This window comes from Paenibacillus lautus NBRC 15380 (assembly GCF_004000945.1).
In the GTDB taxonomy this organism is placed as follows: Bacteria; Bacillota; Bacilli; order Paenibacillales; family Paenibacillaceae; genus Paenibacillus_AQ; species Paenibacillus_AQ lautus.
Window position 1 is genome coordinate 1 of the sequence record NZ_BIMF01000022.1, and the last position, 12,681, is coordinate 12,681.

Annotated in this window: 6 protein-coding genes; 1 reads left to right on the forward strand and 5 read right to left on the reverse strand. The window is 50.3% G+C overall.

Annotated features, from left to right (window positions below):
- Nucleotides 1-492: 492 nt before the first annotated feature.
- Nucleotides 493-1,749, forward strand: coding sequence for an MFS transporter (locus tag PLA01S_RS26475; RefSeq protein WP_127594752.1), 1,257 nt, complete (start codon nt 493-495; stop codon nt 1,747-1,749).
- A 57-nt stretch (nt 1,750-1,806) separates the two neighbouring features.
- Here PLA01S_RS26475 and PLA01S_RS26480 read toward each other — a convergent pair whose 3' ends face one another.
- From PLA01S_RS26480 to pcrB, 5 genes are all read right to left on the reverse strand, one after another.
- Nucleotides 1,807-1,998, reverse strand: a complete 192-nt coding sequence (locus PLA01S_RS26480; protein WP_127594753.1) for a hypothetical protein — start codon at nt 1,996-1,998, stop codon at nt 1,807-1,809.
- A 253-nt stretch (nt 1,999-2,251) separates the two neighbouring features.
- Complete coding sequence (locus PLA01S_RS26485; RefSeq protein WP_127594754.1) at nt 2,252-6,748, reverse strand: S8 family serine peptidase; 4,497 nt, start codon at nt 6,746-6,748, stop codon at nt 2,252-2,254.
- Between the two features lie 361 nt (nt 6,749-7,109).
- The gene (gene ligA / locus PLA01S_RS26490; protein ID WP_127594755.1) at nt 7,110-9,125 is read right to left on the reverse strand and encodes an NAD-dependent DNA ligase LigA; all 2,016 of its coding nucleotides are present in this window, start codon (nt 9,123-9,125) and stop codon (nt 7,110-7,112) included.
- Nucleotides 9,126-9,246: 121 nt separating this feature from the next.
- The gene (gene pcrA / locus PLA01S_RS26495) at nt 9,247-11,577 is read right to left on the reverse strand and encodes a DNA helicase PcrA (RefSeq protein WP_127594756.1); all 2,331 of its coding nucleotides are present in this window, start codon (nt 11,575-11,577) and stop codon (nt 9,247-9,249) included.
- A gap of 305 nt (nt 11,578-11,882) precedes the next feature.
- Nucleotides 11,883-12,572, reverse strand: coding sequence for a heptaprenylglyceryl phosphate synthase (gene pcrB, locus PLA01S_RS26500; RefSeq protein ID WP_127594757.1), 690 nt, complete (start codon nt 12,570-12,572; stop codon nt 11,883-11,885).
- Nucleotides 12,573-12,681 lie beyond the last annotated feature (109 nt).

The window sequence follows — 12,681 nt, forward strand, 5'->3', positions numbered from 1 at the left end:
TTTGACTTGCTCATTTCAAAGCTAACGTATTAACGTTTGCTTGTGTTACATTGACGTGATCCATTTGTTCAGTTTTCAAGGAACTTGTTGGCTGCTTTGCCGATCATCTTCAATCAGCAGCGCAGGTTTATATCTTATCAAGTAATTAACTTGATGTCAACACTTTTTTTTCGACGCCGTTCGACAAGCTTCAAAAGCTTTCGTCAAAAGCGACAGTTAGTAATATACCATGATACAAAAGATATAGCAAGCATTTTTAAAAGAAAATATGTAAAGTTTCGCATAACATCGATCCTATCATGATTTATATCTTATAGAGATCGATATTTAACACAGTCTGTCGGCGACCTCGCTATAAATGTGCTCAATCATAGACCTCAAATTTCTGAGGTATCATCTCGAAATGTAATTGATTTCCTATAGAAAAGGTTTTAAGGTTAGTTCATCGCTTTTTTACAGACCGACTACATCTATAAGAAAGGAGTTCGCCGAATGGCAGACAAAAGCATCGCTCTCCAGAAGCCAAAAGATACTCCAAGTCCTGCGCACGGAGAGGCACATCAGGCCACAGTATATAAAATTCTAATCGCCATCAGTTTCGTGCATTTGTTTAATGATTCAATTCAGTCCGTGATCCCTGCAATCTTTCCTATATTAAAGGATAATCTGCTGCTTACCTTTACGCAGATCGGTTGGATCTCCTTCGCTATTAATTTTACTTCATCCATTATCCAGCCGGTTATCGGGTACGCCGCGGATCGAAGGCCGACACCGATTCTGCTTCCGATCGGTATGTGTTTCACGTTTGCAGGTGTATTCATGCTTGCATATGCACATACATACATCCTGGTTCTGTTCGCCGTCGTTCTGATCGGATTAGGCTCAGCGACCTTCCACCCTGAGGGAATGCGGGTCGCACATATGGCTGCAGGCATGCGAAAAGGGTTATCCCAATCCATCTTTCAAGTAGGGGGCAATGCCGGACAGTCACTTGCCCCGCTCCTGACACGATACATTTTCGTACCGTTCGGACAGTTTGGCGCGATCGGTTTCACCTTCGTTGCCGCGGCTGGTATCATCGTGCAATCCTATGTTGCCCATTGGTATCACGGCATGCTGAAAGCTGGTTACACGTTCAAAAAGAAAACTGCCGGACGCATGCTCGATCCCGCTCGCCGGAAAAGCGTACGTAATGCAACGCTGGTTCTCGTCATTCTAGTGTTTATCCGCTCCTGGTATGGCGCAGCCATCAGCAGCTATTATGCCTTCTACCTTATGGATGCATATAAGATCACGATTGATAATGCTCAGATCTATATTTTTCTGTTTCTCGCTTCCGGAGCTGTAGGCACCTTCTTCGGCGGTCCGCTGGCCGACCGCTTTGGCCGCCGCAACATGATCATGCTCTCCATGATCGGCACGGCGCCCATTGCACTGATTCTGCCGTTCGCCTCCCCGTTCTGGGCGGCTGTATTGCTGCTGATCGGCGGATTTGTTCTATTGTCCAGTTTCTCGGTTACCGTCGTATATGCCCAAATGCTGCATCCGGGCAATATCGGTACAGTATCCGGGCTGATCACCGGGTTTGCTTTTGGCATGGGCGGGGTCGGTTCGCTTGTGCTCGGTAATCTCGGAGATGCTTGGGGAATCGGCAATGTTATGATCGCCATCGGCTTCTTGCCGCTGCTTGGTCTGCTTGCCCTGCTTCTTCCCGGTGATGACAAGCTGGACCAGTGGTCGAGGGAATAATCGTTATAAAAAAGACACTCATTGGCAGCACAGTAATGTGCTCGTGGTGAGTGTCTTTCACTTTATTTTTCTGACAAGTTTAATGAACCAGTACAGGAATATCCATGGCAGCACGTACTTCGTCAGCCACTCGATGGTAAACAGAATGGTACCGGCATCTGCTCCCTCAGCTATATTCCCCAACACAGTAACCATAATGAAAAATAGAACTATTGCAATGGTTACATAGAACACTGTATTATATTTCATTCCCTTCCACCTATCATCCGACTTCATACGCTACCGAAATATTACACATCACGGGATGTATAATCAACATTTTTGTTGACGGTTTGAACAAAACGGGGCCATCCTTATACAGCAACGATGTTAGCATTGTAATACATGTATCAAAGAGAGCGTCATTAAAAAGAGGAGATGCCCCGTCAATTCGCATGACATGAGCAGCTCCTCTTTTGCTTAACCACGATTGTATTCTAGATGAATTAATCTTAGATCTTCATTAGATTTTGTTCAGATAATCCAGTAAACGATACACAATCACGGATACCTGGGCCCGAGTGGAAGTCTCACCCGGTCCGAAGCGGTTGCCATTCACTCCCTTCACCAGACCTTCCTTCACAGCAAAGGCTACGGCCGTACGTGCATCCTCAGAGATTAAGTTATTGTCATTGAATGACAAGGAGCCTGCATCGGAATCAATCTTCAGCGCTTCCGCAATCATGACCACCATATCCTCACGGGTCAGCGGATTCTTCGCTCCGGCTTCTTTGCTGCGTGTTTCCCAATCGATGCCTGTCTCGAAAATACGATCAAGCAGTGTCGCAAATTCTGTACGGGTCACCGCATTGTTTGGAGAGAAGCGGCCTGCACCAGTACCGTTCGTGATATGCTGCGAGGCAGCAACCTCGATCTCATCCTTAGCCCAGTGGCTGACGATGTCGTTAAAGGTCACGTTGTTCTCGGCAGCCACATATGAACCTGGACCGTTAACACGGAACGTGATCGATCCACGCGCAGCCGATTGCAGCAATCCCGCGGATTGCAGGTCCCCTTTTTCCGACTGCACGTAGGCACCTACCTTGCGCGCATCCTTCACTTTTGTTGGGTCATAGTTCAATGTCAACAGAAATGGGTGTTTGAACTTGTCTCCGTGTTTGATCGAAACGATCGGGGATACAGCGTTCAATGTATTTCCGGATCCTGCTTTGCTTGCAGCTACGGAAACCGCTAAGCTGAATCCGCTGCTCGTAGTGAAATCATCCAAGGCATCAGCAGGAACCGTCAGGCTAAATCCGTTACCCGTAATCACAAGCGGTTTGCCGGATGCTTTCAGTTTATCCACGGCAGTCTTGCCGAGAGTAAAGGCTACCTCGCTATATTTGCTGAAATCCAGCTTCGATACGTCCAGCTTCACTTCCTTGCTGTCCCCAGTAATTCCTGCAGTAATCGCTGCTTCAGATAAAGCTGCCGTTGCAGACTCTGTGCCATCCGCATTTTTCTTCGTGGTTACTTTGGCATCCCCCGATACTTCAGGAGCCGGAGTGGACGGAGTTCCTGTAGAACCGCCACCGGAGGACGAGCCTCCACCGCCGCCGGATCCGCCACCTGGGTTACCTGGATCAGGGTTTCCTGGTCCAGGCGCGCCCGTCAGCTGCAGGTCAACCGTCGCTTTTTCTTCAAGACCTTGACGGTCTTTGACGGAAAGCTCAACGGTATAGTTGCCTGAAGACAATCCGTCTAAAGCAATGTTAAATGCACCATCCTGCTCGACATCAAAGCTGCCTTCCTTCGCTACCGTTTTATTGGCTCTCTTAATAACATAAGTGGCATCCAACCATTCGCTTACGTCAAAATCAATGGCCCACTCATCCCACAGAGCCGGAACAGCCGTTACATAGAGATCATCGACCGTGCCAATTAGTGCAGGATTGCTCTTGCCGGAGATTTTGACATCCTGCTCGGTTTGGATCGATGGTGCCGATCTCTTCACAAAGAAAGGAATCGTTGCATAATCCGAGTGGACTACGAAATCGGTATCCAGGGATAACAGCTCGATCGAATACAATCCGTCCTGAACCTCTACCTCTTTCTCGGTCTCATAATCGGCATACTTCCCGTTCCAGCCGATCGTAAACGAGGTGTTCGCATCAAAATAGGCCTGCCCTCCGAATATTTGGCCAATAATACCGTCGCCGTCAACACCCGCTCCTGGATTAAGACTGTCATACAAGTCCACGATGACGATCTGCATCGGATTGTAAAATTCGAAAGCCAGGTTGAGCTTTCCTAATTCACCCGTCTCGGTTAACGGAACATGCGGTAAGTAGTTTTCGGTATCACTGTAAGCTTTCGTATACTTCACGCCAGTGATCTCAAGGTTAAAGTACGCAACATACGGAACCGAATAGGTATGGGTACCATTCGTAAAGGTAATATAGCCTTGCTGTTCCGATACGCCCTCTATCCCTTCCGGCACTTGGAGAGTTACCGTGAGTTCTTCTTGACCGTTGAGGGTGAAGGTGCTTTTATCGGTTGTAACACTTACTCCCGGCGTGACCTGTGTGTTATTGATTTCCACGTTAAAAGTCCCGCCCGCATTTCCAATACTCTCTACCTTTATTTTTTTCTGAACGGTCTTGGCAGCTTTGCCGGTAAAATTACCGAAGTTAATGCTTCCCGTAATGTTATCCTGCTCTTTACTTGTTCCGTTCTCCTGATACGAGGTCTTGTCCAAGACCTTCACCAGAGCCTCTGCCTGGATGGTATTGAGCGCTTGTACACGCCCGGCTCCTTGATCCGTTACATCGTAGGATTCGGTATTCAGCACTTTGGCGTTATTCATCAGTGCGACTTTGACATCGAATGGAGTCCAGTCGTTGTGCTTCTCCAAAATGAGAGCTGCAAGCCCTGCCACATGCGGGGATGCCATACTGGTGCCCGTGAAGCGATCATAGGATTGACTGTAATCAGCTTCCGGATCATCTTTTCCATACCTTGGCACGGAAGACAAAATGCTGGTTCCCGGTGCTACCACATCGGGCTTAATATCCAGCGTCTTTTTGGCCGGGCCACGGGAGCTGGAATCATTGATTTCATCGCCGGCGGTTCGGTTTTTAATAAAATCCGAGAATTTCACTTTCAGATCCGGGTTGGCATCGAGCAGCGATTTGATATAATCGCCGTCTTCTTTGCTCATACTAAAGGTTGGGATGAAGGCAAAGCTGTCCCCAAGTAAAACACCAATAGGCCCAGGGTTCTGGTTGAATACGATGGCACCCGTCGCACCTGCTGCCTTCGCATTAGCGATTTTATCGACAAAGGCGAGTTCGCCGCGTTTAATTAAAGCGATTTTGCCCTCTACATCTTTATCTGCGAAATCCTCAGGTTTGCCCAGATCCGCATAAACCAGTTCAAAATCTCCATCCAGAACGACTTCTGGATCCTCTGCGAGATTCCAAGCCATTAATTCAAGCTTATACGTTGCATCTACCACAGTAATCAGAGCGTTATCGTCTGCCGAAGGCAGTTCCTTATCCTTGACAGGTTCAACAACCTCTTCTTCCGTGACCTGCTCCTCTTCGGCTCCTTCAGTCGGTTGAGCCGGCTCTAGATCCTGCTCCGTATCGATAGAATCGGGAGTCTCATCGACAGCTGCCGTGTCATTAGTCGATGTTGGTCCAGCTGCTTCATCTGCCTGTGCTCCTACATCCGTCTGCTCTTCAGGTGTAACGGGTTGTGTTGGCTCTGCTCCAAGCTCCAACGGACCCTCATTGTTATCAATTGGCTCACCCGGCAATTCCGCATCCGTGAAAAAGTGCGATGTTGCCGCCATTTCATCACTTGGACCCGTTGAGTTTCCTACCGTAATCGGAAAAGCCGCCGCTCCCGGCGATCCAACCGTCCAGCGGTTTGGCCCCGAATTGCCGCTAGCAACGACTGGCGTGACACCGGCCAGCGCAGCATTGTTGAGTGCTACTGACGTCACATAGTCCGGATCATTGCGTGAATTGCCAAGGGAGAGGTTGATTATATCCATTCCGTCTTGAACGGAACGGTCAATACCACCTAGTACCCAGCTGGAATAGCCGCTTCCGTACGGCCCAAGAACGCGATACGCATAGATATCCGCGTCCGGCGCAATGCCTACAACTCCATATTCGCCCACATCACGGGCTCCGATGGTACCCGCCACATGTGTTCCGTGATCAGTCCAATACGTACTCCCCCTGTCATCGACCTGTGGGGGATTGGAAGGATCATTCTCCCAGTCAAGCGGAGTCGCCTCATAAGGATCGTTATCATTGTCGACGAAGTCATATCCACCCTTATAAGCATCCTTCAGGACAGGGTGAACGTAATCAATCCCTGTATCGATAACACCGACTTTAATGCCTTTGCCTGTATATCCTAGATCCCAGACATCAGGAGCACCGATGAACGGCCCCGTATCCTTCATGTATGGATTCACTTCGCCCTTCGGTCCAACCGTTACCTCCAAATCGGGATATACACCTAGAACGCCAGGGAGATCAAGCAGCGCTTCAATCTTGCTGCCGTCGATCTCCATGGACACCCCGTTGAATGCGTAACTATATTGCTCCGAAATTTCGTGCGTTATATTCTTCGTGCTCAGGCTGCGTATAAAAGTCTGCTGCTCCAATTGCACCTGTGCCTCAACCTTCGCCTCTACGAAAGAACTAAAGGATTGACCCTGAATAGAGGAAAGCCCTTTGGCTAAGGCCACTGGCTCAGTAGACAGCTCTACAATGACTCTTGTAGGACCCCCGGCAGATTTCTGCAGGCTTTGTTCAAGCACCGGAAACTCTGCAAGCTTAGCTCGCTGTTTCAGAATATCCTTTATCTGCCTAGCTTCATCGGCACTGAGCTGATTGTCCAGCTCGATCTGCCGTTCTGACGGAGCGGCCCCAGCCGCTGGTGCAACGAGTGATAGCGTTAATACAAAACTTAGTAGTGCGGACCATAACTTTTTACTCAAGGCTTTGCCCCTCCCATAAGATAGATTTCCCAATCACATTAGGGTCTGGGATGTCATCAGCATATCTGCGCTGCCTAACGATGGTATCCACTCCTTTCCGCATAAGACTGACCCGTGGTAAATTATTCTAGAATTAAAAATTAGATTCCTTCATCCTTTTCTGTATGCTTTTGTTAAATTCAGTCGATTGTATAGGAGGTTTTGACGAATGATCAAAAATGTCAGAGATTCATAGAAAATATGGCTCACATCGCAAGTAAGGGAGAAGTCAGGGAACCGGGGAAAAAGAAAAACCGAGGCTATCGATAGCCTCGGTTCACATGGAGTTGCAACTGATTCTGCAAGATATATCCAGATTGTATTATGATTCGTTCAGCAACCGCACAAACTCTTCTTCATCCTCCAGGATGTCGATGCCGAGCTGCTGGGCTTTAGCCAGCTTGCTGCCGGCTTTTTCGCCTGCGATGAGGAGGTCCGTTTTCTTGGACACGCTGCCGGTGACTTTGGCGCCGAGCGCTTCCAAGCGTTCGGTTGCCTCTTCGCGGGTCAGCAGATGGAGGGTGCCTGTAAGCACCACCGTTTTGCCGCTGAAGTAGGAATCGGTGCTGACCGGCTTCGGTGCTTCCGGCGCTTTCGCTTGGACACCCAGCGAGAGCATCTTCTGAATGCTTGCTTGGGCAAACGGGTCCGCGAAGTATCCTGCGATACTTTCGGCCACGATGCCGCCCACGTCCGGCAGCTCGACCAATTCTTCTGCGGTCGCAGCCATCACGCGGTGCAGATCACGGTAGTGATCCGCCAGCATTTTGGTTGTGGATTTACCGGTATTCGGAATCCCCAGTGCGAAGAGGAAGGATGCAAGATCCCGCTCCTTGCTCTTCTCGATGGCATCCAGCAGATTCTGGGCTTTTTTCTCGCCAAAGCGCTCCAGCTTCAGCAAGCTATCAAAAGATAACGTGTAAAGATCAGCCGGTTCTCTCACGCCCAGTTCGTCGTATAACTGGATCGCGGTCTTGTCGCTGAATGTTTCAATGTCCATGGCATCCCTGGAAGCAAAATGCGTGATCCGGGCCACGATTTGCGGTTTGCACCCCGTCTTGTTGTTGCAGAAGAGGTGAGCGCCGCGCTGCTCCAGCGGGAATCCGCAGGATGGACACTGTTCCGGATACAGGATCTCTTCTCCGTCCTGCTCCTCCGTTACTTTGCCGAGGATCTCGGGAATAACGTCATTCGAACGGCGAATGAAGACTCGGGAGCCCAGTGCGAACTTGAGGTTCTTGCGCTCAATATCCCCGATATTGTTCAGCGTACAATTTTGCACCGTGACCCCGGCAAGCTCAACAGGCTCTACACGCGCTAACGGCGTGATTTTTCCGGTCCGCCCCACATTCCAGGTTACCGACTGCAGCACGGTCGTGGTTTCTTCCGCTTCGAATTTATAAGCGACTGCCCAGCGGGGGAACTTATCGGTATATCCGAGCGCCTCGCGGATGCGGAAATCGGTGACCTTTACCACCGCTCCGTCAATGAGGTAATCGAGCTCGGAACGGCGCTTCTCGATATCGGCCAATTGCTCCATTACATCGTCAAATTGCTCAAAATAGAAAATGTACGGATTGACCTTGAGCCGGTTCTCGCGCAGGAAATCCATCATTTCCTTGTGATCGGCAAAGGTGATTCCATCGGAATAACCTACATTATAGAAGTAAGCGTTCAGTTTACGCTCGGCCGTCACCTTCGGATTCAGATTGCGGAGCGCCCCTGCGGCGGCATTACGCGCGTTTTTGAGCGGCTCGGCCGCGGTTTGGTTGTAATGTTCCAGCACGGACAGGTTCATGATGCCTTCTCCCTGCACTTCGATCGTGCCTTCCGTGTACGGGATCGTCATCGGCACCGACTTGATGGTCTTCACCTGAGCCAAAATGCCTTCGCCAACTGTTCCGTTGCCCCGTGTCGACGCCTGAACCAGCTTACCGTCCTGATAGGTCAGATTCAGCGTCAGCCCGTCAAACTTTAGCTCCAGTGCATAACAAGGAGTCGGCAGAGGATTGCCGGGATTCTTCGCATTGTAGTCATTGACCAGCCTGACCACGCGATCATGCCAGGTACGGAGCTGCTCGATGTTCTGAGCCTTATCAAGGCTCCATAACGGAGCCAAATGACGGTGAGGGGCAAAACCTTTCAGAATCTCCCCGCCCACCCGCTGGGTCGGAGAATCCGGGAGCGTCACGCCGGTCTCTGCCTCCAACGCTACCAGCTGGTCGTACAGGGCGTCATACTCCTTGTCGCTTACAAGCGGCTGATCCAGCGTGTAATAATGGTAATTGTAATTGTTCAGCTCCGCAATGAGCTTCTCCATCTTTTCCTTGAAATCCATGCAGGGGCAATCCTCCTTCGATAATATAAGGCCAAAATAGGTTGGGTTAAAGATTTCTGCCAATCATCACTGCGAATTCGGATCGTTCTTCCGTTGATGCCGATTCTCCTAGTTGTATCCCTTATTCCACTTTCGTAATCGGCGCAAAGCCGGCAAGCAGACGTTTCACACCCACAGGCGCCGGGAATGCAATCTGCAATTCCATGTCGTTGCCGCTTCCCTTTACCGCTACAATCGTACCGGTTCCCCATTTGCCATGGGCCACTTTGTCGCCGGCTTTAAATTCCCCACTGCCCGAAGCGGCCGCTGGACGGGATGCTGCACCGGTTGTCATCGTCACCCGGCTCTTCGGCGCAGCTTGCGCGGAAGCGGTCGATCCGCTGAGGGAGAGATCCACGCTGCGGCCGCCGCCAAAGTTGCTGCCTCCACCGCCTCCGAAGCCGCGTCCGGCGTAAGATCCGCCCACATTGCTACCGCCGCCGCGGCGGTATCGGTCATGCGCCATCTGGGTGTCTTCCTTCAGTTCTTCCGGGATTTCCTCCAGGAAGCGAGAAGGCGGGTTCGCCGTCGTGCGGCCAAATAGCGTACGCATGCGCGCACAGGACAGGAACAGCTGCTTCTCCGCCCGCGTGATGCCTACATAAGCAAGTCGGCGTTCCTCTTCCAGCTCTTCGTTATCCATAAAGGCACGGCTGTGCGGGAATACCCCTTCCTCCATGCCGATGATGAACACGACCGGGAACTCCAGACCTTTGGCGCTGTGCATGGTCATGAGCACGACAGCGTCGTCGCGGTCTTCTTCGTCATCGTTCATCGAATCGATGTCCGCGATCAGCGCAAGATCCGTAAGGAAGGAAATGAGGGACTTATCCTCGTTATTCTTCTCGAACTCTTGCGTCACCGACAGGAACTCGTCGATGTTCTCGAGGCGGGATCTGGATTCGATTGTATTCTCGTTTTGCAGCTCGAGTCGGTATTCGGACATTTCAAGTATTTTTTCCGTAAGCTCGGTGACCGACAGAAACTCGACCATCCGGCTGAGCGCGGCAATCATGTCATAGAAGCCCACCAGCGCATTGCGCGTCCGTCCGGCAAAACCGAGGTCGTCCACGATTTCCAGCACGCGGAAGATCGAGATGCCCCGCTCTGCGGCTGCAGCCGCCAGCTTCGCAACAGTTGTGTCGCCGATGCTTCTTTTTGGCACATTAATGATCCGCGTCAAGCTGATATCGTCGTCCGGATTGGAAATCAGGCGAAGATAAGCAAGCATGTCTTTGATCTCTTTGCGATCATAGAACTTGATGCCGCCGACGATCTGGTAAGGAATATCCGACTTAATCAGAATTTCCTCGATCACCCGGGACTGCGCATTGGTCCGGTACAGAATCGCATGATCCTGATAACTCTTGCCGTCTTTGATGTTCTTGCTAATTTCCGAGGTCACAAAATACCCCTCATCATGCTCCGTGTCCCCGCGGAACACCTTGATCTTCGGTCCTTCGCCTTGCTCGGTCCACAGATTCTTCGGCTTACGGCCTGTGTTCAGGCCAATAACATTGTTGGCAGCGTTCAAAATATTCGCTGTCGAACGGTAATTCTGCTCCAGCAGAATTGTCCGTGCCTCCGGGTAATCTTGCTCAAAATTCAGGATGTTCGTGATATCCGCGCCACGCCAGCGGTAGATCGACTGATCGCTGTCCCCGACAACGCAAATGCGGTGATGGCTGTCCGCCAGCATGCGGCAAAGCATGTACTGCGCCCGGTTGGTATCCTGGTATTCGTCCACGTGGACATACTGGAATTTGCGCTGGTAGAAATCAAGAACCTCTGGAACTTCCTTAAACAGCTGAATCGTGGTCATGATCAGATCGTCAAAATCAAGCGAATTGTTACTCTTCAAGCGCTTCTGGTATTCGGTGTAGACCTTGGCTACAAGGGATTCAAAATAATCTCCGGCTTTCTGTTCATACTGCTGCGGGGAAATCAGTTCATTCTTAGCGGCGCTCATAGCTGCTTGAATTGCCTTCGGCTCGAATTTCTTCGGATCGATGTTGTGCTGCTTCATCACGTTCCGAATAACGGACAGCTGATCGGTCGAGTCTAAAATACTGAAATTCGAGGTAAAGCCGATCCGTTCAATGTCTTTACGCAAAATCCGTACGCACATCGAGTGGAACGTTGATACCCAGATGTCCTGGCCTTCCCGGCCGACCAGCTTGGATACCCGCTCCTGCATCTCGCGGGCTGCTTTATTCGTAAACGTAATCGCAAGAATGCTCCAGGGAGCTGCTTTGCGCGTGGCGATTAGATACGCGATCCGGTGTGTCAGCACCCGCGTCTTACCGGAGCCGGCCCCCGCCATAATGAGCAGCGGTCCATCGGTTGCTTCAACGGCTTGACGCTGCTGCGGATTGAGACGTCTGACGGCGTCGTGTATATCAATGGAATGCATAGTATTGCCTCCTAATAGGTGTAGATTTGATAAGGGAGAAACTTGGGTAAAGGTGAAAATCCAAAAGAATGGGATAGGGTGTCTGGTAGATAGATAAAATTTGAAGAGAATGAATATAGATTACGACATATCTAAGACAGACACTTTGAGTTCTGCGTTGCTTGGCTTAATGAATTACATATTTAAATGAAATAAATACATGCTTAACCTCACAAGGCAGCATGGAAAAGAAACACTATTATAGAACCTGAGGTTACCGTAATTAGTCTCTATATTTTTTAGCAGATGGGTATACAGAAAACCAATCAGCCCTTCATGGCCTTGACCGTCTCGAGCGCCTGCTCCAGATGATCATATACAATGTTGCCTACAACGATCGTATCAGAGATAGCTGCTGCCTCCGACGCTTGCTGGGCGCTCGTTATTCCGCCACCGTAGAACAAACGGGCATTATCCAGCGATCTTCGAACCGTACGGACGGTCTCCATATCGCCAAATACGCCGCTGTATTCCAGGTATACAATCGGCAGATTCATCAGCTTGTCCGCGATCTGAGCGTAAGCAGCGGCAACGCTCGCTTCAATCGAAGTCTCTGCTCCGGTCAGCTTCGCCACCGCGGCATTCTCGTTCAACACGATATAACCTTCGGTCACAACGAGATCCCACGGGATCATATACCCGTAGCGTTCGATTCCTTCGCGATGCCGGCCCATGATCCAGGTCGGATCCTGAGTATTCATGACCATAGGGACCATATATAGATCAAATCCGGGTACAACGGCTTCCAGATCGGATACTTCCTGCACGCACGGCAGCTCGTAGCGCCTAATTCGGGACAGCAGATCCACGGTATTTTCATAAGTGACTCCGGTTGAGCCTCCGACCATAATGGCATCGGTTCCTGACAAACATACCGCATCAAGGGTCTCGTCATCGATCTCCTTGTCGGGGTCCAGCTTAAACACATGCCTCCAGGATTGTATCATCTCTTTCAAGCGTCATTCCTCCACGTTCACGGGTTACTATTATACTAAAATAAGTCTATGCTAGCACGGTAAGCAAGTCAATTTATGTTCGCATAAAATACGAACATTTTTTTGGTAA

Bases quoted from the DNA above. Each gene is read 5' to 3' on its own strand.
- PLA01S_RS26475 (WP_127594752.1), top strand. From the start codon at position 493: ATGGCAGACAAAAGCATCGCTCTCCAGAAGCCAAAAGATACTCCAAGT.
- PLA01S_RS26480 (WP_127594753.1), bottom strand. From the start codon at position 1,998: ATGAAATATAATACAGTGTTCTATGTAACCATTGCAATAGTTCTATTT.
- ligA (WP_127594755.1), bottom strand. From the start codon at position 9,125: ATGGATTTCAAGGAAAAGATGGAGAAGCTCATTGCGGAGCTGAACAAT.
- pcrA (WP_127594756.1), bottom strand. From the start codon at position 11,577: ATGCATTCCATTGATATACACGACGCCGTCAGACGTCTCAATCCGCAG.